General features: G+C 33.7%; 29 protein-coding genes and 1 tRNA gene. 12 read left to right on the forward strand and 18 right to left on the reverse strand.

Features of this window, described 5'->3' with window-relative positions; translation table 11 throughout:
• Positions 1-50: 50 nt before the first annotated feature.
• Both B0A81_RS05100 and B0A81_RS05105 read right to left on the reverse strand, forming a co-directional pair.
• A complete protein-coding gene (locus B0A81_RS05100) occupies positions 51-488 on the reverse strand; it encodes a hypothetical protein (protein ID WP_089057022.1) in 438 nt (145 codons plus the stop codon).
• Positions 489-517: 29 nt separating this feature from the next.
• Complete coding sequence (locus tag B0A81_RS05105) at positions 518-1108, reverse strand: thymidine kinase (protein WP_089054374.1); 591 nt, start codon at positions 1106-1108, stop codon at positions 518-520.
• A 236-nt stretch (positions 1109-1344) separates the two neighbouring features.
• Between B0A81_RS05105 and B0A81_RS05110 the strand changes: the two genes are divergently transcribed.
• The 7 genes from B0A81_RS05110 (at position 1345) to B0A81_RS05140 (ending at position 8595) form a co-directional block, all read left to right on the forward strand.
• Complete coding sequence (locus tag B0A81_RS05110; protein ID WP_089057023.1) at positions 1345-2379, forward strand: hypothetical protein; 1035 nt, start codon at positions 1345-1347, stop codon at positions 2377-2379.
• A gap of 37 nt (positions 2380-2416) precedes the next feature.
• A complete protein-coding gene (gene rsmI, locus B0A81_RS05115) occupies positions 2417-3136 on the forward strand; it encodes a 16S rRNA (cytidine(1402)-2'-O)-methyltransferase (RefSeq protein WP_089057024.1) in 720 nt (239 codons plus the stop codon).
• Between the two features lie 92 nt (positions 3137-3228).
• The gene (locus B0A81_RS05120) at positions 3229-3573 is read left to right on the forward strand and encodes a HopJ type III effector protein (protein ID WP_089057025.1); all 345 of its coding nucleotides are present in this window, start codon (positions 3229-3231) and stop codon (positions 3571-3573) included.
• 177 nt (positions 3574-3750) lie between these two features.
• The gene (gene recJ, locus B0A81_RS05125) at positions 3751-5451 is read left to right on the forward strand and encodes a single-stranded-DNA-specific exonuclease RecJ (protein WP_089057026.1); all 1701 of its coding nucleotides are present in this window, start codon (positions 3751-3753) and stop codon (positions 5449-5451) included.
• Entirely contained in the window at positions 5441-6721 is a 1281-nt protein-coding gene (locus B0A81_RS05130) for an MFS transporter (RefSeq protein WP_089057027.1), read from the forward strand. The genes recJ and B0A81_RS05130 overlap by 11 nt, the downstream gene beginning before the upstream one ends.
• Positions 6722-6943: 222 nt before the next feature.
• Positions 6944-7300 carry a hypothetical protein gene (locus B0A81_RS05135; protein ID WP_089054340.1) on the forward strand — a complete coding sequence of 119 codons (357 nt, stop codon included), beginning with the start codon at positions 6944-6946 and terminating at the stop codon, positions 7298-7300.
• Positions 7301-7383: 83 nt separating this feature from the next.
• Complete coding sequence (locus tag B0A81_RS05140; protein WP_089057028.1) at positions 7384-8595, forward strand: cytochrome c3 family protein; 1212 nt, start codon at positions 7384-7386, stop codon at positions 8593-8595.
• Between the two features lie 73 nt (positions 8596-8668).
• Here B0A81_RS05140 and B0A81_RS05145 read toward each other — a convergent pair whose 3' ends face one another.
• From B0A81_RS05145 to B0A81_RS05155, 4 genes are all read right to left on the reverse strand, one after another.
• Positions 8669-9412, reverse strand: coding sequence for a UDP-2,3-diacylglucosamine diphosphatase (locus tag B0A81_RS05145; RefSeq protein ID WP_089057029.1), 744 nt, complete (start codon positions 9410-9412; stop codon positions 8669-8671).
• Positions 9413-9480: 68 nt separating this feature from the next.
• A complete protein-coding gene (locus tag B0A81_RS05150) occupies positions 9481-9933 on the reverse strand; it encodes a 6-pyruvoyl trahydropterin synthase family protein (RefSeq protein ID WP_089057030.1) in 453 nt (150 codons plus the stop codon).
• Positions 9934-9965: 32 nt separating this feature from the next.
• Positions 9966-10142, reverse strand: a complete 177-nt coding sequence (locus tag B0A81_RS21600) for a hypothetical protein (RefSeq protein WP_165768037.1) — start codon at positions 10140-10142, stop codon at positions 9966-9968.
• A gap of 90 nt (positions 10143-10232) precedes the next feature.
• Positions 10233-10997 carry an enoyl-CoA hydratase/isomerase family protein gene (locus tag B0A81_RS05155; RefSeq protein ID WP_089057031.1) on the reverse strand — a complete coding sequence of 255 codons (765 nt, stop codon included), beginning with the start codon at positions 10995-10997 and terminating at the stop codon, positions 10233-10235.
• A 106-nt stretch (positions 10998-11103) separates the two neighbouring features.
• On the opposite strand from B0A81_RS05155, the gene B0A81_RS05160 reads away from it, so the two are divergent.
• Together B0A81_RS05160 and B0A81_RS05165 are read left to right on the forward strand one after the other, a co-directional pair.
• A tRNA-Ala gene (locus tag B0A81_RS05160) sits at positions 11104-11177 on the forward strand.
• Between the two features lie 84 nt (positions 11178-11261).
• Entirely contained in the window at positions 11262-12056 is a 795-nt protein-coding gene (locus B0A81_RS05165; protein ID WP_089057032.1) for a hypothetical protein, read from the forward strand.
• 71 nt (positions 12057-12127) lie between these two features.
• On the opposite strand, the gene B0A81_RS21605 is transcribed toward B0A81_RS05165, so the two are convergent.
• Together B0A81_RS21605 and B0A81_RS05170 are read right to left on the reverse strand one after the other, a co-directional pair.
• A complete protein-coding gene (locus B0A81_RS21605; protein ID WP_165768038.1) occupies positions 12128-12304 on the reverse strand; it encodes a hypothetical protein in 177 nt (58 codons plus the stop codon).
• Between the two features lie 273 nt (positions 12305-12577).
• Positions 12578-12853, reverse strand: a complete 276-nt coding sequence (locus B0A81_RS05170) for a SymE family type I addiction module toxin (protein ID WP_089057033.1) — start codon at positions 12851-12853, stop codon at positions 12578-12580.
• Positions 12854-13193: 340 nt separating this feature from the next.
• Between B0A81_RS05170 and B0A81_RS05180 the strand changes: the two genes are divergently transcribed.
• The gene (locus B0A81_RS05180; RefSeq protein ID WP_089057035.1) at positions 13194-14222 is read left to right on the forward strand and encodes an oxidoreductase; all 1029 of its coding nucleotides are present in this window, start codon (positions 13194-13196) and stop codon (positions 14220-14222) included.
• Positions 14223-14245: 23 nt separating this feature from the next.
• On the opposite strand, the gene B0A81_RS05185 is transcribed toward B0A81_RS05180, so the two are convergent.
• Genes B0A81_RS05185 through B0A81_RS05195 form a run of 3 tightly spaced genes read right to left on the reverse strand, consistent with a single transcriptional unit; the run spans position 14246 to position 17071 of the window.
• Positions 14246-15202: a lipid A deacylase LpxR family protein gene (locus tag B0A81_RS05185; protein ID WP_089057217.1), complete on the reverse strand. Its 957-nt coding sequence runs from the start codon at positions 15200-15202 to the stop codon at positions 14246-14248.
• On the reverse strand, positions 15192-15959 hold the full coding sequence (gene mtgA / locus B0A81_RS05190; protein ID WP_165768039.1) for a monofunctional biosynthetic peptidoglycan transglycosylase: 768 nt from the start codon (positions 15957-15959) through the stop codon (positions 15192-15194). The genes B0A81_RS05185 and mtgA overlap by 11 nt, the downstream gene beginning before the upstream one ends.
• Positions 15959-17071: an NAD(P)/FAD-dependent oxidoreductase gene (locus B0A81_RS05195; protein ID WP_089057036.1), complete on the reverse strand. Its 1113-nt coding sequence runs from the start codon at positions 17069-17071 to the stop codon at positions 15959-15961. Before B0A81_RS05195 ends, mtgA begins: the two co-directional genes overlap by 1 nt.
• Before the next feature lie 295 nt (positions 17072-17366).
• Here B0A81_RS05195 and B0A81_RS05200 point away from each other — a divergent pair, with 295 nt between their 5' ends.
• Positions 17367-19268 carry a S9 family peptidase gene (locus tag B0A81_RS05200; RefSeq protein WP_089057037.1) on the forward strand — a complete coding sequence of 634 codons (1902 nt, stop codon included), beginning with the start codon at positions 17367-17369 and terminating at the stop codon, positions 19266-19268.
• A 182-nt stretch (positions 19269-19450) separates the two neighbouring features.
• Positions 19451-21895, forward strand: a complete 2445-nt coding sequence (locus B0A81_RS05205) for an ATP-binding response regulator (RefSeq protein ID WP_089057038.1) — start codon at positions 19451-19453, stop codon at positions 21893-21895.
• On the opposite strand, the gene B0A81_RS05210 is transcribed toward B0A81_RS05205, so the two are convergent.
• The 7 genes from B0A81_RS05210 to accC all read right to left on the reverse strand — a co-directional run bounded on the left by B0A81_RS05210 (position 21892) and on the right by accC (position 26634).
• Positions 21892-23244, reverse strand: a complete 1353-nt coding sequence (locus B0A81_RS05210; protein WP_089057039.1) for a sigma-54-dependent transcriptional regulator — start codon at positions 23242-23244, stop codon at positions 21892-21894. The two genes, B0A81_RS05205 and B0A81_RS05210, sit on opposite strands and share 4 nt — an antisense overlap.
• Positions 23245-23371: 127 nt before the next feature.
• The gene (locus B0A81_RS05215) at positions 23372-23668 is read right to left on the reverse strand and encodes a hypothetical protein (RefSeq protein WP_089057040.1); all 297 of its coding nucleotides are present in this window, start codon (positions 23666-23668) and stop codon (positions 23372-23374) included.
• 16 nt (positions 23669-23684) lie between these two features.
• Entirely contained in the window at positions 23685-23981 is a 297-nt protein-coding gene (locus tag B0A81_RS05220) for a PepSY-like domain-containing protein (RefSeq protein WP_089057041.1), read from the reverse strand.
• An 18-nt stretch (positions 23982-23999) separates the two neighbouring features.
• Positions 24000-24290, reverse strand: a complete 291-nt coding sequence (locus B0A81_RS05225) for a hypothetical protein (RefSeq protein WP_089057218.1) — start codon at positions 24288-24290, stop codon at positions 24000-24002.
• Positions 24291-24319: 29 nt separating this feature from the next.
• A complete protein-coding gene (locus B0A81_RS05230; protein ID WP_089057042.1) occupies positions 24320-24616 on the reverse strand; it encodes a hypothetical protein in 297 nt (98 codons plus the stop codon).
• Positions 24617-24692: 76 nt separating this feature from the next.
• Entirely contained in the window at positions 24693-24989 is a 297-nt protein-coding gene (locus B0A81_RS05235) for a hypothetical protein (RefSeq protein WP_089057043.1), read from the reverse strand.
• 295 nt (positions 24990-25284) lie between these two features.
• Positions 25285-26634: an acetyl-CoA carboxylase biotin carboxylase subunit gene (gene accC, locus B0A81_RS05240; protein WP_089057044.1), complete on the reverse strand. Its 1350-nt coding sequence runs from the start codon at positions 26632-26634 to the stop codon at positions 25285-25287.
• Positions 26635-26722: the final 88 nt, after the last annotated feature.

The raw sequence follows: 26722 nt of genomic DNA on the forward strand, positions 1-26722 counted from the left end.
GGATCGCTCAGCTTGAAAAATGTTTTAAAAACGTCTTAGAGAACGTTAGTTTATTTATATTGATCTGGTAATATTTTTACATTAAATAAAAACGTCTTCTTTTTATCGCTATAGCTGTAAATCAAAGTATAATCATTATCTCTAAAAACCTGAAGTCCTGTGTTTGCTTTCGCAGTACTTAAAAGACTTTTTTCCATTTCTACTTGTATTACATCAACCTCAGCAGTGACTTTTTCTACATTTAGCAATGTCAAATTATATTGAACAACTCTTTCTTCGGGTAAACTTACACTGTCAAGACGAATTCCTTCTTGAATTTTCAGCGGGCAGCTTTTATTGTATTTCCCAACCAGTTCTGTTATTTCAGTATTTACTTCATCTGCCTTTTCAGAAAGAAAAAATTGAAAGAAAACAGCCAAAGCAACTGCAATTCCAATTACAACTAATAATAAAATATTCTGTTTTCTTTTACTTTGTTTTTCTTGCATGTTTTATTAGGCTTAAATGAATTTAAAATCTATTTTTCTTGACTCTTTTTCATCGCATTAAAATAAGCTGCACGACTTAATGGCTCATATTCTTCTGTTTCCCCAAGCATTACTAATTTATCATTATCTGTTTTACGAAAACTGTAATTTGCAAGATTTCCCGTTCTCGTACATACCGCATGAACTTTCGTAACATATTCTGCAGTTGCCATAAGTCCCGGCATTGGTCCGAAAGGATTTCCTTTAAAATCCATATCAAGTCCGGCAACGATTACACGAATTCCCTGATTGGCAAGATCATTACAAACTGTAATAATTTCATCATCAAAAAACTGAGCTTCGTCAATACCAATAACATCGCAGCCTTGTGCTAAAATTAAAATATTGGCCGCGGCAGGAACTGGCGTAGAACGAATTTCGTTGGCATCGTGAGACACCACCATTTCGTCATGATATCGAGTATCAATTGCGGGTTTAAAAATTTCGACTCTTTGTTTGGCAAATTGGGCGCGTTTTAATCTGCGGATTAACTCCTCGGTCTTACCCGAAAACATTGATCCACAAATAACTTCAATCCAACCAAATTGTTCTTTGTGATTTACTGTATTTTCGAGAAACATTTTGTATTTTTCTACCTTTAAAAATGAATAGTTTTTATTACTTTGTACTGGTAATAAATTGACGCAAAAAACTGCTGTTTTTCGGTTTTTCAAAAGTAGAAAATTTTTATCAAAACGGAGATTCGCAATCGCTTATTAACAGAAATAAAAAATTATCTCGTTGATTTTCTCCCAGAATAAAGACATTCAGATACAAAACATAATAAATTACCCTATTCACTATAATTTCAACAGTTATGAAAAAAAAATTGGAAGCCGACTTAATCAGCATTGCACATCGAATTTTAAAACTTAAAAACAAATCCGATATCAATCAATTATATCTTGAAACTCAGAAATTATATGAGAAACTAGCGGTGTTAAAATTTGTTGATGAAAATTTCGACAGTTTAAAACCAACCATTGGTCACAGTGAAATTACTTCTGAAATAGAAACTATTTTTGAAAAAGAAGATACTATTCCTGCAGAAGTTAAAACCGAAGAACCAATTGCAGTTGAAGAAACCGTAACTGAAACCATAATTGCGGAAGAAACAAAAACGGAAGAAGTTGTAGAAGAAACTGTGCCCGAAATTGTTGTAGAAATTTCTGAAGAAATCATTGTAGAAACTGAAATTGAAACGATTCCTGAAACTATTGCCGAAATAAATGAAGAACCTGAAGCAGAGGAAATTGAAGAACCAATTTTTGAAGCTAAAAAAGATATCGAAGCCGCTGACGAACTTTCGTTTACTACGATCAGCGATTTAAAACCAATTCCTGATTTCATACCTGCTTTCGAATTAGAAACGGAAGAAATAGTTGCAGAAATCAAAGAAGAGCCAAAAATCGAAACAGAGACAAAATCTCAAGCAGTTCATATGACTTTAGAAGAACTTTTGGGAGTAAATTATGCTGATGCTCAATTTGTGAAAGTTGATAGTTTTGAAAATGTTTCAGCAAATACAGCAACTGCCGAATCTAAAGAGAAAAAAACTACCGAAACAGCGATTTTAGAAACTCCAGCAGAATCTAAAACTGTTACACTAAACGAAAAACTTGCAAAAGGTTTCCACGTTGATTTGAATGACCGAATTGCATTCACAAAAAACCTTTTCGGAAACAGTTCTGAAGATTACAGTCGTGTTTTAAATCAGCTTTTAACGTTTGATTCTTATGCCGAAGCTAAAGAATTTATTGACGATATGGTAAAACCTGATTATAACAATTGGGACGGAAAAGATGATTACGCAGAACGTTTCCTTGGAATTATCGAGAAGAAATTCGCATAAAGCCATTTTCACATTTTACATTTTACGAATAAAAAATATGTCAAAATTATATATCGTTCCAACGCCAATTGGCAATCTTGAAGACATGACTTTCAGAGCTATTAGAGTTTTGAAAGAAGTCGATTTGATTTTGGCCGAAGACACTAGAACGAGCGGAAAATTGTTGAAGCATTTTGAAATTGGCACGCACATGCACAGCCATCATATGCACAACGAGCACAAAACCACCGAAAATTTAATTGCGCGTTTGAAAGCCGGCGAAACTATCGCTTTAATTTCAGATGCAGGAACTCCGGCAATTTCAGATCCAGGATTCTTATTGACACGCGCTTGTGTTGAAAATAAAATTGAAGTAGAATGTCTTCCAGGCGCAACTGCATTTGTTCCAGCGCTTGTAAACAGCGGACTTCCAAATGACAAGTTTATTTTTGAAGGTTTTCTTCCTGATAAAAAAGGACGTCAGACTAGATTTTTGGCTTTAGCCGAAGAAACTAGAACAATGATTTTATACGTTTCTCCACATAAACTCGTTAAAACATTAGCTGAATTTATTCAGTATTTTGGAGAAGATCGACAAGTTTGTGTTTCAAGAGAATTATCAAAACTACACGAAGAAAATGTTCGCGGAACTGCAAAAGAAGTTCTCGCACATTTTGAAAAAACAGCTCCACGCGGTGAAATAGTTGTTGTCGTTGCTGGAAAAACTATAACAAAAGAGCCTAAGAAAAGTAAGTTTTCTAAGGATGATGAAGAATAAAAAACATTAGCCACAGATTTCACAGATTAACACAGATTCAAGAATCCTTTGAAATCCTTTAATCTGTGGCAAAAAAAATTAAATCATAATTTATGAGCATTCAAGCCTTTTTAGAAAAAGTAAAACAAACTCCAACACAAATAACATTCCCGGAAACTATTGCCATAATTGAGGAAAATTACAATTTCACTCCAACTGCTTTTCAAAACGGAACGCAGCATAATGCAGCCGGAGAAAATTCTGGTTCTTGTAAATTATTTTCTTTTGCAAAATTGCAAAACTTAAGCAAAGAAGAAACTTTGGCTTGTTTTGGCGCTTTTTATTTTGAAGAAGTTTTAGGAGATCCAAACGGAACAAATCACCAAAACATTAGAAATTTCATCAACTTAGGCTGGGACGGAATTCAGTTTAAAGGAAATGCATTGGAATTAAAATAACATTGTGAAAACTTTGTCAAAGTTTGAAACCGAATATTTTTTCCACAGATTAAAAGATTAACACAGATTAAAAAATCCTTTTAAATCATGTAATCTGTGGCAAAAAAATCTTAATCAGATTAAACGATTTTAGAAACCTACAGTCTAAAATCAAACTCTAAAATCTAAAATCAACTCATGCGTTGGACTTTAAAACCAAAACCTTCTCAAGATAAAATCAAACATTTGGCGCAAGCCTTAAATGTAGAAGATTTTGTTGCAACACTTTTGATTCAGCGCGGCATTGAAACTTTTGAAGATGCCAAGAACTTCTTTCGCCCATCTTTAGAACATCTTCACGATCCTTATTTGATGAAAGACATGGAGAAGGCGGTTGCAAGAATAGAATTGGCAATTGAAAATCAGGAAAACATTTTAGTTTTTGGTGATTATGATGTTGACGGAACAACGGCGGTTTCTTTGGTTTCATCGTATTTAAAATCACATTATCCAAATATTGCAACTTATATTCCGGATCGTTATGATGAAGGTTACGGTATCTCTTTTAAAGGAATTGACTTTGCTGATGATAACGGATTTTCATTGATTATTGCACTCGATTGCGGCATAAAATCCATAGATCATATCGCTTACGCGAAAGCAAAAAACATCGATTTTATTGTTTGTGATCACCACAGACCTGGTGAATTTCTTCCAGACGCGGTTGCGATTCTTGATCCAAAAAGAGAAGACTGCACTTATCCGTATGATGAATTATGCGGCTGTGGAGTTGGTTTTAAATTGATTCAGGCTTTAGGCCAAAACCGAAATGAAACTATCGAGGATTTAGTTCCATATCTAGATTTGGTTGCAACAGCAATTGCTGCGGATATTGTTCCTATTACAGGAGAAAATCGTGTTTTAGCTTATTTCGGTTTGAAAGTAATTAACAGTAATCCAAGACCTGGAATTAAAGCTTTGGTTCATCAGGTTAAAAAGACAGTTTTGGATATTACCGATGTTGTTTTTATTATTTCTCCAAGAATAAACGCTGCGGGAAGAATCAAGCACGGAAATCATGCTGTTGAATTATTGACCGAATTTGATTTTGATCAAGCGCAGCAGTTTGCATCTGAAATTGAACAATATAATGCTGATCGAAAAGATCTAGATAAAAAAATTACAAAGGAAGCTTTTCTTCAAATTACAGAAAACAATGAAGAAGAACGTTTTTCTACCGTTGTATTTCAAGAAGACTGGCACAAAGGTGTTATTGGAATTGTTGCTTCTCGATTGATTGAAACGTATTATCGACCAACTTTAGTTTTTACTAAAAGCGGAGATAAATATGCAGCTTCTGCCCGATCTGTAAAAGGTTTTGATGTTTACAATGCATTAGATGCCTGCGCAGAACATTTGGAACAATTTGGAGGTCATATGTACGCGGCGGGAATGACTTTAAAAGCTGAAAATTATCAGATTTTTAAAGACGCTTTTGAAAAACAGGTTTCATCAACTATTTTACCTGAAATGCGAACTCCTGAAATCGAAATTGATGCCGAAATTAATTTCTCTGATATCACTCCAAAACTCATCCGTATTCTAAAACAATTTGAACCTTTTGGTCCGCAGAACATGACGCCGGTTTTCATGACTAAAAACATAAAAGATACTGGTTATGCCAAAACTTTAGGTTCTGAGGAGGAACATTTAAGGCTTTTTGTAAAACAATCGAATTCAGATGGAATTGCAGCAATTGGCTTTGGACTAGGAAAAAAACTAAGTATAGCGCAAAATCAGAATCTGTTTCAGCTGGCTTATTCTTTAGCTGAAAACGAATGGAACGGAACCATATCAACACAGCTTATGCTGAAAGACATCAGAACAAATGACAACTAAATCAACAAAACCAGATCCGTATCAAGCGCTTCGCTATAGAGAGTTTAATATATTTTTACTATTACGCTTTGCGATGGTTTTTGCTTGGTCGATGCAGTTTATTGTGATTGAATGGGAAGTTTACAGTTTAACCAAAAACCCGCTTTCGTTGGGAATCATAGGTTTGATGGAAGTAATTCCAGCGGTTTCAATGGCATTGTTTGCTGGACATATTGTTGATCAAAGAGAAAAGAAAGGATTATTGGTAAAATGTATTCTAGGGTTTTCAGTAATTAGTTTTGGATTATTTTTACTCACTTGGCCAAAAATTGTCAGCGGTTGGTCGACTGAGTCTACCTTATATGCTATTTACTTTTTAGTATTTCTTGGCGGATTAGTTCGTGCTTTTCTTGGTCCTACTATTTTCTCTCTACTATCACTTATTATTCCTAAAAAAGCATATCCAAATGCCGCTACTTGGAGCAGTTCGGTTTGGCAGATTGGTGCGGTTATGGGACCTGCACTAGCAGGATTTTCAATTAACTGGATTGGTGTTCACTGGTCAATGTGTCTCGTTTTCGGATTCTCAATTCTTTCCTTAATTGCCTTATCACAAATCAGTAAAAAACCAATCATAAATCCGAAGATCGGAGAATCAATAAAAGACAGTCTTACAGAAGGTTTGACCTTTGTATTTAAAAACCAGATTGTTTTAGGCGCTTTGTCACTTGATATGATTGCAGTACTTTTTGGAGGTGCAGTAGCATTGTTACCCGTTTTTGCACAAGATATTTTAAAAGTGGGTTCTGAAGGTTTTGGTATATTAAGAGCTGCGCCTGCTGTGGGTGCTTTTATTACGATGATTGTTTCGGCGTATATCCCTTTATATAAAAATGCCGGAAAAAAACTTTTAGGTGCCATATTTGTTTTTGGGTTGTCGATCATCTTATTTGGACTTTCTACGTCATTCTGGCTTTCTGTTTTTGCTTTATTCTTGAGCGGACTTGCTGACGGAATTTCGGTAGTAATTCGCCAGACCATTTTGCAGCTTAAAACTCCTGATCATATGCGTGGACGCATTGGTGCTGTAAATTCGATTTTTGTTGGCTCTTCTAATGAATTAGGTGCGTTTGAGAGCGGTGCAACTGCTAAATTAATGGGAGCAGTAACATCTGTTGTCTTTGGCGGAAGCATTACACTTTTGACCGTTTTAGGCTTTGGTTTTATATCTCCAACTTTTAGAGATTTAGATCTTCATAAAGATATGGAAGAACATCACAAATTGGAGTAATTAATTTTTAAACCCTATAAGTTCATTTAAAGAATGAATCTTAAATTTAGAGACCTCCAATAAAACGGAGGTCTTTTTATTTTTGCATCAAGCAAAAACAAAAAAGCCTTTACGATGAACTTATAGTACTTATATGGTAAAACCTTTTTCAAATTTTTATGATTTTTTTATTTAGAATTAATATAAATAATATTTATATTTGCTGGAATAAAAGGATTTACAATGAGAGAAATACAACAAATATATCACAACAGCTTCGGCATAGCCTTTTACTGGAAACAAAACAGCCAGACAATTCTTGACAAAGTACAGTTGGTTTTTAAAGAAACTGGCTTTTATTTCACGGTTTCGGAGTTGAATATGTTTTGCGATTTAATCGAAGACAGCATTATCGAAAATGCCTGCTGCGAAGCTTGTGAGTTAAAATATTCTTGTCATAAATTTTTATTAAAAACTCCATGTTCGTCAATAGATTTAGCTGTTTCAATGACAGAATTAAAATCTATTAAAGATTTAGTTGAAGGCTCTTTGTTTAAAATCGAATTAGACGAATATGTTTATGGTCCTGGATTAAACTAAGAAACATTCTAAATATTTTAACAACATTTTTTCATTATTGAAATATATTTTGATTTTATTCAAAAAAAAGTATATTTACGGCAATGAAAAAAATAAGCATTTTTATTGCCTTTACTATTTTAGCGCTCTTTTTTACAAATTGCAAAGACGCTTCTGAAGAGTATATTGATCCGCGAGGCACTGATTATGCAGGCTCAGAAAGCTGTATTCAGTGTCATCAGACTCAATATGACATGGCATCAAAAAGTGCTCATTTTAAAGCCACTGCTCCCGCAATTCCAGCAAATATTTTAGGTGATTTTGACAAAGGAAATCACACTTTTATCTATGACAAAAACACCAAAATTGTTATGGAAAAACGCAACGACAGCTTGTATCAAGTTCTATATAAAAACGGAAAAGAGGTTGAAGCACATCGTTTTGAGATTGTTTTTGGAATTAAACATGCACAAACTTCGGTATACTGGCGAGATCGCAATACGTATGAATTACCTGTTTCTTACTATAATTCTATAAACAATTGGGCTACAAGTCCAGGTTTTCCGGCAGACAAACCTTATTTTGACCGTATGGTTGTAAAAGACTGTTATTCTTGCCACAGCTCAAATATCAGCAGCAGAAATGTTAATCAGAATTCTACAGATAAGAACTTTTTATCGATGGAAGTCGAAGATGTCATTGATAAAAAAACAATTGTTTACGGAATTGATTGTGAACGCTGTCACGGACCTGCGAAAAAGCATGTTGATTTTCATCTAAAAAACCCAAATATAAAAGTCGCAAATAGTATTACCAGTTTTAAAACGCTTAACAGACAACAAAAGTTAGATGCCTGTGCACTTTGTCACGCTGGAAATGACGGCATGAAAATGAAATCTCGTTTTGACTTTAAACCGGGTGATAATCTATCTGATTTTTATAGAGAAACAAGAAGTGTAACTGATACAGCGAAATTTGACGTTCACGGAAACCAATTTCGTTTAATGGCACAAAGTAAGTGTTTTATAAAAAGTGACAAAATGGATTGTATTACTTGTCATAATCCGCATGAAAATGCTTCTAAGAATATGGCGTCGTATTCTAAAATCTGTATGAGCTGTCATCAAGGTTTAAAACACAATGAAACGACTTTAAAAACGATGCCTGAAAAGTTATTGGCCGATAATTGTGTAGAATGCCATATGCCGAAAAAATCATCGGGGGCAATTAAATTTCAACTTTCAAACAGTAAACAGTTATCAAATTACATTTTAAGAACACACAAAATTGGGATTTATCCAACAAGTACAAAATAAGACATTTTTTAGTTTTTGGTTTTAGCCATTAAGCCTCAACTTTGCGACCTGCGACTTTTGACTTTTGACTTACTTATTTTTCGAATTTCTTAAGTTCAAAAGTCTCACCGTCAAAAACTCCGTAGGTAAAATAACCAATCCAATCGCCTAGATTTACATAATTTGAATCTTCACCAACAGGAATAATCATTGGTAAATGGCGATGTCCAAAAATAAAGTAATTGTAATGTTTGGTTTCGAGTTTACGTTTGGCGTACAAAACAAGCCATTCGTTTTCTTCACCAAGAAACTTCACATCTTCGTCACCAGAAATCAGTTTGTTTTTAACCGATAAATACTGCGCTAAACTCACGCCGACATCCGGATGAAGCCATCGAAAAAGCCATTTTGAAAACGGATTTGTAAACACCTTTTTCATTCTTTTATAGCCTTTATCTCCAGGACCTTTTCCGTCTCCATGACCAATTAAAAAGGTTTTTCCGTTAAAAGTAAATTCTTTATTATCATGATAAACCGGAATATTCAATTCGGTTTCAAAATAATCATTCATCCAAAGATCATGATTTCCAACAAAAAAGTAAATTGGAATACCGCTGTCGCGAATTTCAGCTAGTTTACCTAAAATTCGAACAAAACCTTTTGGAACAACTGTTTTATATTCAAACCAAAAATCGAATAAATCACCAAGTAAAAAAATCGCCTCAGCATCATCTTTAACCTCATCTAACCAAGCCACAAATTTCTTTTCACGCGGAAGACTCAATTCAGGAGTCGGCGCACCAAAATGCTGATCTGAAGCAAAATATACTTTTTTCATTTATCTTTTGTGAAATGTGATTGGTGAGATGTGAAACGTTTTACTTTTCACAATTTACTTTTTATTAATTACAAATTATCAGAAGCGTACCATTCTGCAAACGACGATTCAGTTTCTTGAAGTTTAAGAGAGAACAGCGAAATTCCGCTTGGAAGTCTTGCGATAATTCTTTCAGCAAAATCAACTACCATGTTTTCGCTTGTTGGCTGATAATCAACCAATATCACGTGATGCCCGCGATTTTTCAATTCATTTGCCAACTCAATATGCGGCGTTGTTTGATTAAATACGGTCGCATGATCAAATTGATCGACGATTTCTTCTTTTACAATTTTCTTTAGATCAGAAAAGTCAATTACCATTCCGAATTTCACATTCGATCGATCTGTAATTGGCGAACCAATAACTGTTACCGACAATTTATAACTGTGTCCGTGAACGTTCTTGCATTTTCCGTCGTAACCGTACAATGCATGCCCGGTTTCGAAACTAAACTGTTTTGTAATTCTGATATTACTCATCGATTTTTAATTTAAGCTTGCAAATTTACAAATTAATAACCGTTTTCGTCTCTTTTTTTAGCACGGTTATACATCCAATAGGCAATTCCTATTAAAACGACAAACGGAATAAACGATCCTATAACAACACCTATTTGATATCCGCTGTCTGGAGCGTTCTTAATTTTCTCGGCAACATCTACGTTTTGGAATAACGAAATAATAGTCATATTCAATATTTTATATAATGAAAAACTGGTTTTAAACCCTTTTTCAAAACTATGTTACTATTTGCATGAAATCAATGACTTATGTCATGCTTATTTTTTAAACTGCATCAAAGCATTTCTGGTAAAATCCGACAAAACCAATTTACCTGTAATAGCGGCACGTTCAAAAAGCAGAGATTCCCAATTTTCTGTGTTTTCCCAAATGATCTTTTTCATTTCGTGTAATGCTTCAGGATTGTAAGAGCTTAATTTTTGAGCAAAATTTTCTACTTCTTTATCTAGATTTTCTGAGTCAATTAAAACTGAATAAAGTCCTTTTTGAAAAGCCCAATCTGCCGATTTCCATTCGTGGGCTGCCAATGTCATTGCTGTCATTGCTGTTTTTCCGATTTTACGAGATACAGCGGGCTCAATTACAAACGGACCAATACCAATTGCAAGTTCAGATAATTTAATATCACTTTGAGGAGTCGCAAAAACGTAATCGCAAGCCGCAATTATTCCTACTCCGCCTCCAACTGCTTTTCCTTGAACTCGCCCAACTATAAGCTTACTGCAGCTGCGCATAGCATTTAGCAAATGTGCAAAACCAGAGAAAAACTCTGTTCCTTGTTCTTCATTTTCGACTTGCAGAAGTTCATCAAATGAAGCGCCGGAGCAAAAAGCTTTTTGACCTTCGCTTTTCAAAATAATAAGCGAAACAGAATCATTTCGACTCAATGAGTTAATTTCTAATGTAAGTTTATTTAATAATTCTCGCGGAAAAGAATTACTTGCAGGATGCCCAAACTGGACTGTTGCAATTGTATCTTGAAAAGAAGTCTCCAACGATCCTTTTGTAGTTTCTAAACTCATAAAAATAGTTTTAAGTGTAAAGTTACGGTTTTGACTACTATTTTTACTTAGATAGGTTTCTAAATTTGTTTATTGAAAATTAATTGACTTTATTTGCTGTCACTTTGGGGGATTAGCTCATTTGGCTAGAGCGCTACGCTGGCAGCGTAGAGGCGATCGGTTCGAATCCGATATTCTCCACAAAAACTGTATTGCTTAATTGAAATACAGTTTTTTTTATGATTTATTTTAAACACAATCAAATTTAAACCAACACAAAACCCCATGAAAAAAAGCATTCTGATTGCATTACTTACTCTAGTTGGCGCAAGCTCTTTTGCACAAGAGTTCAAAGTTAAAAAAGGTGAAGTTTTACTAGATGGTAAACCAATTGCTAAAATGTCGACAAAAGTACTTCGACAATATGAAATCACGAATCTCGACGGAACAAATGCAATTACGGCATACATGAGAATCTGTGAAAATCCAGCACCAGGAAAAGTTTATGTTGAAATCGCTAATGAAGAAAAGAAAGCAAACGATCTTGATTTTGTAAAATATTCGCCTTTCAATGTTGACCGAAGCATTATTCAAACCTTATTTGCAAAAGGTATGATTACCGAAAACGGAATTCAATTAGAACAAGTAAACACTTTTGTAAATGGCGAACCAACTGGTTTAGGCGAAAAATACGGATGTAAACAACAAAATGCAGAAAAAGCAGTAACAGATGCATTAGCCTTAACAATTGATGACAGTGGAAATGTTTTTAGCAAAAAAGAAAAAATTGGTTACATCAGAATGATTACAAACAATGGAACTACTAGTGGTTCTGTTGAAAAATACGAAGTAACAAATTTAGATTACAAAGTAATTGGAACTTGGTATGGTAAGTTTGGAATGGTACAAGGTTATGGTAAAGCTTTAAACCAAGAAATTTATACTTACGATGGTAAAGTTTTTAAAGTAGAATTTAATAACGGAGGAAATTTTATTGGTTACAAAATGAGCCAAGACGTTACTGCCATGAACATTATAAAAAAATTAACTGGAAATGGATATTCTTTAGGCCACAATTAAAACCAGTAATACAAAACCTAAAAAGAGTTCTCGAATTAACATCGAGAACTCTTTTTATTTTTAGCTTATTCTTATTTCTCATTTGCCGAGTCATCGGCGTCTATTCTATCTTTTACAGCTTTTTTGAAATCATTGTTCAACAAATCTGTTAACTTTCTTTTCTCTTTTTGATTTTTTCTGATTGTAAGTACAACTAGAATAACTACCAGTACTGCAACAACCGCCATTACAACCCAATTAATTTCCATAGCTTTAATTTTTAATTAAAAGTAAGAAACTATAACTAAATACTATATTATCAAAAAGTTAAGTATTAGATCTTCAGCAAAAACTTATTCTGATAGAATTATATATTTTGTAAGACATCTCACTAAATCATATGATTACTTTTGTATATCAAGAATCTAAAAAAGTGAATGTTTGTAAAATTTCAAAAAACAAACAACTTATGGCATTTATATTTCGATCATTCGGGATAAAATAATAAAGACGCTCAATTGAGCGTCTTTATTATTTTTAAATCATTCTTTTTGAATGGATTGTATGATTAGTTTTCCTTTCATTACTGTTACGACAACAGGTTTATCAATTAAAAATCCAGCTTCTTTGAGCCAATTACCGCACAAACGTATCTGCGGTACAATTACTGGCTGTGTTTTATACATGCCTATAGAACGCGAAAGCCTGTAAAATGCATAAGCTTTCATTCGCCTAATTGATAATACATTTGAAGTTTTTTCGATTTCAGAGGTTGTAGTTTCTACCTCTTTACTGCTTGTTTTTTCTTTGAAGTTCATTTGAAGAAAAATTAAGTTGACCAAAAAAATACGGTTTCAGCCTTTCCCGTTGAACTTCACCTTTGAGAGGCAGTGGGCGCATTAACGCTCCACACGGAGGTACCAAAACCGCGTATCTATACTTACAGACATAAAAAATGCCCGCAACAAAATTGACGAGCAATACTCGCCTCTCAAAAATGAAGTTCACTGCAAATGTAGCGAAAAAGTTCTTCTGTTTTGTAAGAAAAAAGACAAAATTAACTTTTAAAACTTATGCAGGCTTTAAACTTTTGATTTTCAAATTCAAACAAATTAAAGTACTTTCGTACATAACAAAACTTAAAATTATATTTAAACAATGACAACAAGATTCTTCTTTTTATCAAGCACTTTTTTAATTTTATTATCTGCCTGTAACAAAAAAGAAAACACCACAAATACACTTCCTAAAGTAACCGCACAAACGGCAACTGTAGCCGATACTCTTCAAGCTGAAGAAACTTCAAGAAAGGAAAGCATCTATTTATTTACTGTTATGCCAAAAGACAGCAGCGATGTTGCTTTTGTTTCTCTTTCGGATATTTATCCCATTGACAACGAAAAAGACACTCTGACTTTACCCAACCTTGAAAAAATGGCAGATGCCGATGCTCAATATTTCACCTTTGCCAAAAACTACAGAAAACGATTTTTATCTAAAACCAATATTTCTGAAACCGATTCGCTTTTTGTTTACGATTATGCCAAAAATAAACTTGCCTCTTTTTTAGTAAAAAATCTAAAAACTGCTGCGATGTTAAATGTATATTCTATTGGAGATGCCGGACCGTATCGTAATTATGATTATATGATTGGTTTCGAAATCAACAAAAAACTTTTAAACGGATTCAGCGATTATTACAGAGATGCTTTGGTATATATAGGTAAGGAAAATCCGTTTTCGAAAGAACGTTTGAAGCCAATTTCGTGGAAAAAAATTGCAAAAAAAGACTACCCATCAAAAGCACTGAAAAATAACGATCACGCTTTGCTAAAGAATACAATAGCGGGCAATACATATTTTTACAAAACAGAAAGCTATCAGTATTTTTTACAAGACTATCTAGACAGCAATAAAACAATTTATGGCAGACGTCTATTAGTCGTTGATTCAAAAACAAAAGATGTTATAATCGAAAAACTTTTCAGCCAAAGTGAAGGCACATCACCTGCTCCACTAAATTATGAAAATGGAGAAGATTCTATTGAACAATGGACTGGAAAACTTTTTAAAAACAAACCTGAAGTTGTTTTTGGTTTCGAATATCTTTCTTTTAGCTGTCCAAGTATTTCTGTAATCGACAAATCAAATGAAGAAATTAGTATTCAATGTGATAATCGTCATTAATAGATACTATCTTTAAAAAGATACTACTTCAACAAAAACCCCATTCTTATCGAACCGTAAAAATATCCTCTATTGGTATCATTAACATCGCCTTCTAATTCACGACCTCGATAAATAAACGAATACGACATATTGAAATTATTATGGCGGTATTTCAGTCCAAATTCGGCATTAAAACGAAGCGGCACTAAATCGAAAGTAATAGGACTTGTGTCATTAAACATACTGCCTTCGATTGTGGCATCATAAAACTGATAATTAACGCTTGGCATGGCGTAAAAATAAAACTCTCTAATATTGGGCTGTACATTTGCACTTACCGAAGCATCATGCATATTCGAATCGTAAATTGGAAGCAGTTTTTTAAAACCAATCCTAGTCATAAAACCAGTTGAAATGCCTGTAAAAATAGTTCCTAAATTGGCTTCTGACTGGAAATGAAGATCTACAAAGTCATTATGTTTTGATGGAAATAGTTTCTTCGAATACATCACATGAGCCTGCACTCCAAAAGCATTATGAAGCTGATTCTCCCAGCCATAAACTTTTTTATATCCAATGATTTTATGAAATCCTTCTTGAGTTTCTTGACCTAACGCATTTGGCCCCATAAAACCCAGCTGAAAATCGGTTTTTAAAACGGATTCACTTTGGTAAAAAAAACTTCTTCCAGCTTCGGCAAAAAGATATGCCGTAAACGGACGGTCATTTACATAAACCGCTTCTTTGTTAATGAATCTTGGATTATAAATATATTGCCCGATTCTAAATTCAGTGATTTTTTTGTTGATTTTTTCATTGTCATTCTTAGACAGAAATCGATAAAAAAGCTCTAAACCGTTGGTGTAATACATATCATTTTTTGATGATGTATATAAATCATTATCCGAGATAAAACCTATTTCTGTTCTTTTGCCTTGTCCAAAAGTCAAAGTTGCAGTTAAAATGAGGAATGCAAAAATTACCTTTTTACTTCCCATTATAATTAATTTTTCCAACAGCACGCATTTCGCGCACGATTCTTTCTTTTCTTCGGTTTATATAACTAGAAGAGCCTGTAGCTTTAAATTTTCTTGGATTTGGCAAAATTGCAGCAATTCCTGCTGCCTGCATTGGCGTTAAACTTGAAGCGTCGCGGCGGTACCAATGTTCTGTTGCGGCATAAGCACCATACACTCCATCTCCCATTTCGATACTATTTAAGTACACTTCCATGATACGTTCTTTACCCCAAATCAATTCGATTAAAACAGTAAAATAAGCTTCAAGTCCTTTACGGAAGTAGCTTTTTCCCTGCCATAAAAAAACGTTTTTAGCAGTTTGCTGCGAAATTGTACTTCCACCTCGAATTCGGCGTCCGCGTTCATTACTTTTATAAGCCTTTTGAAGCGCTTTAAAGTCAAAACCATTATGACTTAAAAAAGTTCCGTCTTCACTGGCAATAACTGCTTTTTGCAAATTCATTGAGATTTTTTCAATAGGTTCCCAATCGTGATCAAAGTAAACTTCCTTGCCTGCCATTTTGTTTTCGATTGCTCGAATAACCATTAAAGGCGTAAAAGGTACCGGCACATATTTAAAAAACACAACCGAAGCGATCGAAACTCCAAAAAACCAAAGACATAGCTTAATAAAAAACCATTTTACTTTTTCTCCAAAAGAACGATTCGTCTTTTTTGGAGCTGCTTTAGGTTTACTTGCCGTTGTTTTTTTTGGTGCTATTTTTTTAACTGCCATTATATTAAGTCTGCTAATTCGGTTCCTATTAAACTGCCTATTGCTACTCCCATTCCGCCTAAACGCACTCCACAAAACACGTTTTCAGACAGTTGAGCAACAACAGAACTTTTACTATTTCCGACTCCCATAATCCCACTCCAACGATGTGCGATCTTGAAATCCTGATTCGGTAAAATTACATTTTTCAACAACTCCTCCAATTTATTTTGAATAATTTTCGTCTGCCCAAATTCCGTTGTCGTTTCCCCTTCAAAATCTAAATTTCGACCACCGCCCAATAAAATTCGGTCGTCTATATTCCTGAAATAATAGTAACCGCGATCTAAATGAAACGTTCCTTTTATATCTAGATTTTTGATTGGCTCAGTAATTAAAACCTGTGCTCTCGCGGGTTTTACTTCTCCTTTTGTTAAAGAACCCGCAAAACCATTTGTAGCAAAAAGCACTTTACTCGATCTAAAACTAAAATCATTTAAAACCAACTCTACATAACTGCCTGCATCAAAATACGAGGTCACTGTTTGCTGATTTAAAATTAAAATATCGGCAGAAACAGCTTGTTTCAATAATTCCTGCATCATATTCCCAGTATCTATCTGCGCTTCAAATGGATTAAAAACTAAATAATCCTGAGTATTTTTAAAACCAAATCGATCTGTTTCTTTAGAAAAAACATCAGCTTTAAAAAGTGGTTTTAAAATTTCATTAATAAAAGGCATTTTCGAAATACATTCATTAAAACCTATTTCATCTTCTTTCAAAAACAATTCATATCCACCGTGAGGTTTAAAATCAATTTTGGAATCTCCTAATCTTTTTCGAAGTAATTGCAATCCTTTCCAACGTTTTTCGATTAAACGTACAACATCATCTTCTGAATTTGTTTTTAAGTCGTCCATAATTTCTGAAAGACTTCCAAAACAAGCAAAACCAGCATTTTTTGTACTCGCACCTTGTGGCAGCATTCCTCTTTCTATAACTAGAATTTTTGAAGCAGGAAATCTTTCGCGTAAGCGCAAAGCGGCATGCAGACCAACAATTCCGCTGCCTACAATTGTGTAATCGATATTTGTAAACCAGTTCTTTAATTCCCAGTAACTTAATTCCATCTTCCTCTTAAAATAAATTCCAATTTTTCAAATTCCAATTTAGGAAATAAATTTAAGACTTTGCTTTTGATTTTTAATCGACGCAAATTCACGAATTATTATTCTCAAAGATTATCAAAAAAAAATAATTCGTGAATTCGTGGCGAACAAAATTTTAGAGATTCCGTTTTTGGATCTCTATCCAAATGTCAAGCTGAGCGTCCCGAGGCTTCGGGTGAGAATGGATGATAAACTTTAACAAATTTTGGAATTTTAAATTCGTATTTTTAGCTCCACAAAAAATAGAATTTTTATTATGAAAAAAGTATTATTTACAACCTTAATAATGATGAGTTTAAACGCTATCGGGCAAAATGTAATGTCGCCAGAATTGTTATGGAAATTAGGAAGAGTGAGCGCACTTGGACTTTCGAAAGACGAAAAAAATGTTGTTTTCAAGGTTTCTACTCCTTCTGTAGAAGAAAACAAATCACATTCAAAATTTTATACTATCCCCGTAGGCGGTGGTAATGCAACTGAAGTTACGGATACAAAAGCGATTTTGGCTGATAAAAACATCTCGCCTGACGGAAAATTTTTAGTGTACAATGAAGAAGTAAAAATTGACAAGGTTTTAGGTAAAGATTTTTATCCAAAACTTGATAAATCTGATGCACAAATTTATGATGGTTTAGATTATCGTCATTGGGATACTTGGAACGTAGGTAAATTTAACCACGTTTTTTATAAGGAAAACAAAGACGGCGCTAAAGGAATTGACATTTTGAAAGGAGAAACTTTTGACTCTCCGCAAAAACCTTTTGGCGGTGACGAAGATTACATCTGGTCTCCTGATGGAAAAAGCATTTTGTATGTGTGCAAGAAAAAAGCAGGAACTGATTATGCGGTTTCTACGAATACCGATATTTATGAGTACAATTTAGAGACTCAAAAAACTACTAACAGAACTGAAGGCAACTTAGGTTACGACACGGCTCCGCAATTTTCTCCAACAGGAAATTTAACTTGGCTGCAAATGAAACGTGATGGTTATGAGGCCGACAAAAACGATATTATTGTTGAATTTAAAGGAATCAAAACGAACTTAACGGCAAACTGGGATGGAACTGTAGATAATTTTATCTGGAGTAAAGACGGAAAAAATGTGTTTTTTGTTGCTCCAGTTGATGGTACAAAACAACTTTTCAGTGTTAATTTTCCTGGATTAACAAGAATTGCAATTACTGTTCGCCAAATAACAAAAGGTGATTTTGATGTAAATGATTTAGTAGGATTTGCAGGTGACGATATTATTGTAACTAGAAATGACATGAATCACGCACCAGAAATTTTTTCTTTTAACTTGAAGAAAAATACTTGGAAGCAACTTTCAAATGTAAATACTGATACTTACAAAACCCTTACTTTAAGCAAAACTGAAAAACGTTATGTTACTACAACTGACGGTAAAAAAATGTTGGTTTGGGTAATTCTTCCTCCAAATTTTGATGCTTCAAAAAAATATCCAACTTTATTATTCTGTCAAGGCGGACCTCAAAGTGCATTGACACAATCGTATTCTTTCCGTTGGAATTTCTCATTAATGGCAGCAAAAGGTTATGTTGTTGTGGCGCCAAATCGCCGCGGAATGCCTGGTCATGGTGTTGAATGGAATGAGCAAATTAGTAAAGACTGGGGCGGACAGGTTATGGATGACTATCTTTCTGCAATTGATGATGTTGCCAAAGAAAGCTATGTTGACAAAAGCCGTTTAGGATGTGTTGGTGCAAGCTACGGTGGATACTCAGTATTTTATTTAGCAGGAATTCACAAAAACCGTTTTAAAACTTTCATCGCTCATGATGGTGTTTTCAATACGGTAAGTATGTTAGGAACTACTGAGGAAGTTTTCTTTAACAACTGGGATTTTGGCGGTGCTTATTGGGAAAAAGACAATGCTGTTGCACAAAAAGCATATACTACTTTTAACCCTGCAACTTTGGTTCAGAACTGGAATAAACCTATCTTGATTTTCCAAGGCGGGAAAGATTTCCGTGTGCCAATCGGACAAGGACAAGAGGCTTTTCAAGCAGCACAATTGCGAGGAATTAAAAGCCGATTTGTTTATTTCCCTGAAGAAAATCACTGGGTTTTACAACCTCAAAATGCTCAAGTTTGGCAAGGTGAGTTCTTTAAATGGTTAAACGAAACTCTTTAATCTCAAAATAAAAACAAAAAATCAGCCTCAGATATTTATATAATCTGAGGCTGATTTCTTTTTAAGACTATTTAATTATATAAACATTTGAGTTGTTTTTGCTTTTTTGAGATCGAAATTTTAAATAAATTGCAGATAATTCCAATATCTCAAACACTTCCTCAATCTACACCTAAATATTTATGGAGAGTAAAAAAAGTTATACAGCACTCAAAGTCTTATTCAGTTATGTTGCATTACTGGCTTTGGTAGTTACTGTTGGATGGTTTTTATACTCTGAAAATGTAGTCTACAATAAACTTGAAGATAAAATTGCCTTTGAAAAAACCAAAATTTTAAGAGTCAGTAAACTATTTTCAAACGTTTATAAAACGGAGAGTTTAGCTCGAAAAACAATTCAAACAAATTCTGAAAGTGATTTTAAAAACTATCTTATCGAAACGGATTCTTTAAGAGCAAGAATTGACACTTTAAAACAAATCGTTACTACTGAATATCAAAAAGTTCTATTAGACAGCGTTACTTATTTATTGTCTGAAAAAACAGAAAATATCCGCAAGCTAAAAACTATAAAAAACAAAGCTGATGATGAAGTTTCTGTAAATACTGCAATTGATGAAATCACTAAAATGGAGTTTAAGCTTAGAAAACTGGAACTTCAGGATTTTAGCAAGAATCCAAATCAATTAGGAAGTTATCAGCGAAATGTACTTCAAAAATATGTGGATTATCTGAACCAAAATATCCCAGATGACAGCACTAATACTTTAAGCAAACAAGCATCTGATTCTATCTTGGCCAATTCGAAAAAACTACTGAGTAATGTAAAATTGAAGGCCGAAAAGAAAAAAGAATCACTGAATTTTGAAGAAAACAAGTTACTAAAAAATGAAATTGCCATTTCTGAACAACTTAGAAAGGTTCTTCGAATTATAGAAAGAGAGATCATTATTAATTCGATAAAAAACAATTCGTTAAAAGAAAAATCCCTACGCAAAGTCAATGAAATTGTAACTGCTTCGGCCATTATTGGATTAATATTGACTATTTTCTTTTCGATTTTAATTGTAAGCGATTACTCGAAATCGCAGTTGTATAAGAAACAGCTTGAAATTGCGAATTTTAAAACCAAAAATTTATTAAAAAGCCGAGAGCAGTTAATTTCGACTGTAAGCCATGATTTAAAAACTCCTTTGAGCACAATTGTAGGATATTCAGAACTTTTGAGTAATTCTGATGTCAACACAAAGCAATCATACTTTATTAGGAATATCAAAAATTCTTCGGAATATATCACACAGCTGGTTCAGGATTTATTGGATTTTTCTAAAATTGAAGCTGGAAAAATTACTATCGAAAAAGTTCCTTTTTCTTTAACAGAAATTATTGAAGATACTGCCAAAAGCATTCAATCTGTATACGAGCAAAAAAACATTGATTTAATTATAAATGTTGACGAAAAATTAAAAACAAGAATTGTTGGCGATCCGTTTCGATTAAAACAGATTTTAACTAATATTATTGGTAATGCCTTTAAATTTACTGAAGAAGGTTTTATTAAGATTAATGCATATTGTACTGATGATGAAAAATCTTTTGCAATTACAATTGAAGACACTGGTATTGGAATTGAAAAAGGGAATCAAAAATTAGTTTTTGAAGAGTTTGCTCAAGCCAATGAAAACATTGAAAAGAAATACGGCGGCACAGGATTAGGCTTATCAATCTGTCAAAAAATAATTGCAATTCTTGGAGGCAGTTTAAAACTGGAAAGCACTTTTGGAAAAGGAAGCACCTTTAAAATCAAACTTCCTCTGCAATTTGACAACAGCAATAATACTGTTGAACAAAACGAAAAACCAAAGCTTGGTTTTACTCAAAAACTGACTTTTATTGTAATAGATGATGACACTAATCTGTTGAATTTAACCAGCGGCGTGCTTCGACAAGAAAAGCATGAAGTTTTATCCTTTAACAGTGCAGCAAAAGCATTGGAGACTATTGAAAATACGCCTTTTGATTTTATTATTACCGACATTCAGATGCCGGAAATGGACGGTTTTATGTTTTTGAAAAAGCTCCAGACTTCTGAAAAAGGAGTGTACAAAAACCAACCTGTTATCGCTTTGACTGGAAGAACAGATTTAGAAGCATCTGTTTACACTGAAGCTGGTTTTACAACGGTAATCAAGAAACCATATTCGCCAAAAGTATTAATAGAAACAATTCAGTCTATCTTGGCCGATGACAGACTTCCAAATACAGTAATAAATGAGCAAGAATCTGGAGAGACTTCTTCTCAATTGTATTCTTTAAAAACATTAAAAGAATTTTTAGGTCACGATAATGATGCTTTAAAAGACATTCTAAAAGCTTTCATGGCAAGTAGTAACGAGAATTTTACGGCTCTTGAAAATGCTATTGCAGAAGAAAACATTGCAGACATTCGAGCAATCTCTCATCGAATTGCACCTATGTTTAAACAGATTGAAGCACGAGAAATTGGAGTTATTCTAAAAATACTGGAACAAAATGATCTTGAAATTCACCAATTAAAAGACATTTATCAAGATCTAAAAATCAAAAAGGATTTGCTGTTTAACGCTTTACAACAAGAAATAGTCTAATCTATATTGTATTGCTTTAATTTGTTATAAAGTGTTTTTCTGGTAATTTTAAGCAGTTTTGCTGCTTCTGATTTATTGTTTTGAGTTCTATTTAGAGCCTGAATAATGGCTTCTTTTTCGTTATCAGATAATGAAAAAGAACCTCCAGTATTTTGCTGCTTTTGAGTCTGAAAGAATTCAGCCGGCAATACATCGCTTTTTATAAAATCTCCTTGAGATAAAAGTGTAGCACGTTTAACACAATTTTGCAATTCGCGTAAATTACCCGGCCAATTGTAATTTTGAAATATGGCAACAACTTCTGGAGAAAAACCTATAATATCTTTGTTTAACTGCTGATTTGCTTTTTCAAGAAAATAGTCGGCAAAAACCATTAAATCTTCATCACGATCTTTTAAAGATGGAGACTGAATCGAGAATTCATTGATTCTATGGTATAAATCTTCTCTAAAATCGCCGTTTTTTACTGCCTCACGCAAATCTTCATTTGTAGCAGTAATAATTCGGATATCGACGTTTATTTCTTTATTGCTTCCAACGGGTTTTATTTTTCGCTCTTGAAGCGCACGTAATAATTGAATTTGATTTTCATAAGAGAGATTTCCTATTTCATCCAAGAAAAGTGTACCGCCGTTTGCCGCTTCAAAATACCCCATTTTATCACTAATCGCTCCAGTAAAAGATCCTTTTAGATGTCCAAAAAATTCACTCGCTGCTAACTCTTTGGGAATAGCTCCGCAATCTACTGCAATAAAATTATTATTCTTTCGATGACTTTGCTGATGAATACTTTTGGCAATAATCTCTTTTCCGGTACCGCTTTCGCCGATAATTAAAACGGACATATCCGTAGGACTTACTAAGTGAATGTGATCCAATAGTTTTTTTGAAGCAACTGAAATTCCTTTTACAAATTCGTTTTCAGTTGATACTGTCTTTTTTACTCGCTTTTTTTCTTTAACAGGAGCTTCATCTTCAAATTCAGATTCAGGAACCTGCAGCGCATTTGTAATTACAAGGAGAACCTCATCTGGATTAAATGGTTTTGAGATATAATCGGCAGCGCCATTCTTTATTGCTTTTACAGCTGTATTTACATCAGAATATCCAGTCATTAAGACAACTGGAATTTGAGGATGAGAATTTTTAAATTCAGACATAAGTCCTATGCCATCAGAATCAGGCAGGCGAAGATCTGTCAAAATTAAATCAAATGATTCACTTTTGATTGCTGATCTTGCTTCTGCAGCAGAGAATGCTATACTTACTTCGTATTGTTTTTTTACTAGAAATTTCTCCAGCAGCTTACAAAACGAAATATCATCTTCTATCAATAAAATCTTTGGCATTTGTTTTTAGGGACTTTTTTGCTAAAATAAGACTATTAAAATTGTATTTTTACAAAGTTATGCAAAAAAAAAGAGATTGCACGCTGCAATCTCTTTTCACCAAAAACATAAATCTAATTTCACCTAATTATATTTTCAACCAGTTGCCATTGACATCTGAAAAAACAGTAGCCTTCTGGTCACCAACCGATATTTCTAGTTTGTATTCTTTTTTATCATTAACAAAAGCTTTTACCAATTTTGCATTTGGATAAGCGGTTTGCAGAGCGGTTTTTACAGCTGCCGGAACAGCTTCTGAAGTAATCTCGGTATATTCTGTTTGTACCAAAATTGACATTTCTACTTTATTTGAAGTTGTCTCTGCTAAAGCAGGAAGTGACAAACTCGCTAAAATAATAGTTACTGCTAGGGCTGACTTTTTCATAGTGCTATGTTTTTAATTATTTCTTAATGATATTCCCTGAAGCATCAGTGAAAAAAGTATATTTCTTACCTTCTTTTGAAATTTCAAGCTTGTACTCATTTTTATCGTTCTTGTACGCTTTTTCAAGTTTAGTACCTGGAAAAGATTTCTCGATTGTTGATTTCACTGCTGCCGGAACAGCATCTGCTGTAACTTCAGTGTATCCATCTTGAATGTTTACTGTTGCAATAACAGAAACTGACTGAGTCGAAATTGCCGCCTGAGATGACAAACCTCCTAAAATAAGTGCTGCAGATAAGATTAACTTTTTCATAATGCTTAGTTTTTATGGTTACTTTTTAATAATTTTTCCTGTCGCATCTGTGTACACAGTTGATTTTTCACCTCTAACAGTGATTTCAATTTTGTACTCTTTTTTGTCGTTTACAAATGCTTTCTCCAATTTCACACCTGGATAAGCTTCGTCTAAAGATGTTTTGATTGCAGCCGGAACTGCATCAATTTCTTTATACTCGTCTTGATAATTTACTGATTGTACAGCTGATTTCGCTGTAACAGTATTTTCTGCCTGAATTGACAAACTTCCTAAAAGGATAGCTGCCGATAAGATTAACTTTTTCATAATTATATTTTTTTTTAAGTTAGCTTGACTTATTTTTTGATCCAAGATCCATCAGCGTTAGCATAAAGAGAACCTACTTTGTCTCCTACAGTAACATCTAATTTATACTCTGATTTTGTGTTTTTAAAAGCTTTAGAAAGTATTGCATCTGGATATGCTTTTTTAAGAGCGTCTGTTACTGCAGATGGAACTTCTTCAAGTTTTATTTCAGTGTAATCATCTTGAATTGAAATTGTTTTTACGATTGTATTTGAAATTGGCGAAGTTGAAGCAAATGATGTTAAACCTCCCAAAACGATTGCGGCTGATAAAAATAAATTTTTCATGGTAGTGATATTTTAATATTGTTAATTTAATCTTAGTATTACTAATTCGAATTTTCAAGAGAATACTCTTTAAGGATTATTTTTTAATCCAAGTTCCGTCAGCGTTAGCGAAAAGATTCCCTACTTTTTCTCCAACTGTAACGTCTAATTTGTATTCAGATTTTTCGTTTTTGTATGCTTTTGTAATTACTGCATCTGGATATGCTTTTTTCAAAGCTTCGGTAATTGGAGCTGGAAGCTCTTCTAGTTTAATCTCTGTGTATTCGTCTTCAATCGAGATAACTTTTACAACAGTGTTTGTCACTGGACTAGTTGAAGCAAATGAAGTTAAACTTCCTAAAACAATTGCGGCTGATAAAAATAAATTTTTCATAATGTGTATATTTAGTAATTAATAGTTGTTTTACGCTTTAGATAAAGAAACTATCGTGCCGTAAACCAAATACCAAACCCAAAAGCAGCAAAACCACTTATTATCAACAGGTTAACACTATATACACAAAAATACAAAAAATACGAATAGTGTGTAAATCAATTATATAGTGTGTAAAAAGTAAACACTTTTTGTGTTTACTTAACCCTATAACACAACAAAACCCGACAAGTAAACTTGTCGGGTTTATAATATAGATTAAAAAAAAGCTGTCGAAATCGACAGCTTTACTTATTTATTCTTGAATTGGATTCATTTTGAAAGTATCCATAAAAGCAGTTGTGTAATCTCCTGCAATATATCTAGGATCATCCATCAATTGTCTATGGAAAGGTATTGTAGTTTTTACACCTTCAATAACAAATTCATCCAAAGCTCTTCTCATTTTACTGATCGCTTCTTCACGAGATTGTGCAGTTGTAATTAACTTAGCAATCATTGAATCGTAATTTGGCGGAATGCTGTAACCTGAATAAACGTGAGTATCTAAACGAACTCCGTGTCCTCCTGGCATATGAAGCGTAGTAATTTTTCCTGGTGAAGGACGAAAATCATTATAAGGATCTTCAGCATTAATACGACATTCTATAGCATGTAATTGTGGCAAATAGTTTTTTCCAGAAATTGGAATTCCGGCAGCAACCATAATTTGCTCACGAATCAAATCGTAATCAATTACTTGTTCCGTAATTGGATGCTCTACCTGAATACGTGTATTCATTTCCATGAAATAGAAATTTCTGTGTTTGTCAACCAAAAATTCTACAGTTCCAGCTCCTTCGTATTTAATGAATTCCGCAGCTTTTACAGCAGCTTCTCCCATTGCAGCACGTAGTTCATCTGTCATGAAAGGTGAAGGTGTTTCTTCAGTAAGTTTTTGGTGACGACGTTGTACAGAACAATCTCTTTCAGAAAGGTGACATGCTTTTCCGTAAGAATCTCCAACAACTTGAATTTCGATATGACGTGGTTCTTCAATAAGTTTTTCCATGTACATTCCGTCATTTCCAAAAGCTGCAGCAGCTTCTTGACGTGCACTTTCCCAAGCTTTTAAAAGCTCTTCTTCTTTCCAGATAGCACGCATTCCTTTTCCACCACCACCAGCAGTAGCTTTCATCATAACTGGATAACCAATTTCTTTAGCTATTTTTAGTGCATGTTCGTAAGATTCTAACAATCCATCTGAACCTGGCACACATGGTACTCCTGCCGCTTTCATTGTAGCTTTTGCAGAAGCTTTATCTCCCATTCTGTCGATCATTTCAGGAGCCGCACCAATAAATTTGATTCCGTGCTCTTGACAAATTTTTGAGAATTTAACATTCTCAGAAAGAAAACCGTATCCTGGGTGTATTGCATCTGCATTTGTAATTTCTGCAGCGGCAATAATATTTGACATTTTTAAATACGATAAGTTACTTGGAGGAGGCCCAATACAAACCGCTTCGTCAGCAAATTTAACGTGCAAGCTTTCTGCATCTGCTGTAGAGTAAACTGCAACAGTTTTGATTCCCATTTCCTTGCAAGTACGAATTACACGAAGTGCAATTTCTCCTCTATTCGCAATTAATATTTTTTTAAACATCTTATTTTAATTAGATAATTAGACAATTTGATAATTAGATAATTTTAGATGATTAACAAAACTTTTATTGTGAATCCTTCTAAAATCT

This window comes from Flavobacterium plurextorum, from assembly GCF_002217395.1.
GTDB lineage: Bacteria > Bacteroidota > Bacteroidia > Flavobacteriales > Flavobacteriaceae > Flavobacterium > Flavobacterium plurextorum.

What these genes read in the sequence shown, in the direction of transcription:
- B0A81_RS05150 (WP_089057030.1), bottom strand. Translation starts at nt 9,933, where the DNA reads ATGAGTAATATCAGAATTACAAAACAGTTTAGTTTCGAAACCGGGCAT.
- B0A81_RS05105 (WP_089054374.1), bottom strand. Translation starts at nt 1,108, where the DNA reads ATGTTTCTCGAAAATACAGTAAATCACAAAGAACAATTTGGTTGGATT.
- B0A81_RS05100 (WP_089057022.1), bottom strand. Translation starts at nt 488, where the DNA reads ATGCAAGAAAAACAAAGTAAAAGAAAACAGAATATTTTATTATTAGTT.
- B0A81_RS05230 (WP_089057042.1), bottom strand. Translation starts at nt 24,616, where the DNA reads ATGAAAAATTTATTTTTATCAGCCGCAATCGTTTTGGGAGGTTTAACA.
- B0A81_RS05135 (WP_089054340.1), top strand. Translation starts at nt 6,944, where the DNA reads ATGAGAGAAATACAACAAATATATCACAACAGCTTCGGCATAGCCTTT.
- B0A81_RS05210 (WP_089057039.1), bottom strand. Translation starts at nt 23,244, where the DNA reads ATGCCAAAGATTTTATTGATAGAAGATGATATTTCGTTTTGTAAGCTG.
- mtgA (WP_165768039.1), bottom strand. Translation starts at nt 15,959, where the DNA reads ATGGCAGTTAAAAAAATAGCACCAAAAAAAACAACGGCAAGTAAACCT.
- B0A81_RS05220 (WP_089057041.1), bottom strand. Translation starts at nt 23,981, where the DNA reads ATGAAAAAGTTAATCTTATCTGCAGCACTTATTTTAGGAGGTTTGTCA.
- B0A81_RS05110 (WP_089057023.1), top strand. Translation starts at nt 1,345, where the DNA reads ATGAAAAAAAAATTGGAAGCCGACTTAATCAGCATTGCACATCGAATT.
- B0A81_RS05145 (WP_089057029.1), bottom strand. Translation starts at nt 9,412, where the DNA reads ATGAAAAAAGTATATTTTGCTTCAGATCAGCATTTTGGTGCGCCGACT.
- B0A81_RS05235 (WP_089057043.1), bottom strand. Translation starts at nt 24,989, where the DNA reads ATGAAAAATTTATTTTTATCAGCCGCAATTGTTTTAGGAAGTTTAACT.
- B0A81_RS05140 (WP_089057028.1), top strand. Translation starts at nt 7,384, where the DNA reads ATGAAAAAAATAAGCATTTTTATTGCCTTTACTATTTTAGCGCTCTTT.
- B0A81_RS05200 (WP_089057037.1), top strand. Translation starts at nt 17,367, where the DNA reads ATGAAAAAAGTATTATTTACAACCTTAATAATGATGAGTTTAAACGCT.
- B0A81_RS05130 (WP_089057027.1), top strand. Translation starts at nt 5,441, where the DNA reads ATGACAACTAAATCAACAAAACCAGATCCGTATCAAGCGCTTCGCTAT.
- B0A81_RS05225 (WP_089057218.1), bottom strand. Translation starts at nt 24,290, where the DNA reads ATGAAAAAGTTAATCTTATCGGCAGCTATCCTTTTAGGAAGTTTGTCA.
- B0A81_RS05170 (WP_089057033.1), bottom strand. Translation starts at nt 12,853, where the DNA reads ATGAACTTCAAAGAAAAAACAAGCAGTAAAGAGGTAGAAACTACAACC.
- B0A81_RS05215 (WP_089057040.1), bottom strand. Translation starts at nt 23,668, where the DNA reads ATGAAAAAGTCAGCCCTAGCAGTAACTATTATTTTAGCGAGTTTGTCA.
- rsmI (WP_089057024.1), top strand. Translation starts at nt 2,417, where the DNA reads ATGTCAAAATTATATATCGTTCCAACGCCAATTGGCAATCTTGAAGAC.
- B0A81_RS21600 (WP_165768037.1), bottom strand. Translation starts at nt 10,142, where the DNA reads ATGACTATTATTTCGTTATTCCAAAACGTAGATGTTGCCGAGAAAATT.
- B0A81_RS05185 (WP_089057217.1), bottom strand. Translation starts at nt 15,202, where the DNA reads ATGGGAAGTAAAAAGGTAATTTTTGCATTCCTCATTTTAACTGCAACT.
- B0A81_RS05205 (WP_089057038.1), top strand. Translation starts at nt 19,451, where the DNA reads ATGGAGAGTAAAAAAAGTTATACAGCACTCAAAGTCTTATTCAGTTAT.
- B0A81_RS05165 (WP_089057032.1), top strand. Translation starts at nt 11,262, where the DNA reads ATGAAAAAAAGCATTCTGATTGCATTACTTACTCTAGTTGGCGCAAGC.
- accC (WP_089057044.1), bottom strand. Translation starts at nt 26,634, where the DNA reads ATGTTTAAAAAAATATTAATTGCGAATAGAGGAGAAATTGCACTTCGT.
- B0A81_RS21605 (WP_165768038.1), bottom strand. Translation starts at nt 12,304, where the DNA reads ATGGAAATTAATTGGGTTGTAATGGCGGTTGTTGCAGTACTGGTAGTT.
- B0A81_RS05180 (WP_089057035.1), top strand. Translation starts at nt 13,194, where the DNA reads ATGACAACAAGATTCTTCTTTTTATCAAGCACTTTTTTAATTTTATTA.
- B0A81_RS05195 (WP_089057036.1), bottom strand. Translation starts at nt 17,071, where the DNA reads ATGGAATTAAGTTACTGGGAATTAAAGAACTGGTTTACAAATATCGAT.
- B0A81_RS05155 (WP_089057031.1), bottom strand. Translation starts at nt 10,997, where the DNA reads ATGAGTTTAGAAACTACAAAAGGATCGTTGGAGACTTCTTTTCAAGAT.
- recJ (WP_089057026.1), top strand. Translation starts at nt 3,751, where the DNA reads ATGCGTTGGACTTTAAAACCAAAACCTTCTCAAGATAAAATCAAACAT.
- B0A81_RS05120 (WP_089057025.1), top strand. Translation starts at nt 3,229, where the DNA reads ATGAGCATTCAAGCCTTTTTAGAAAAAGTAAAACAAACTCCAACACAA.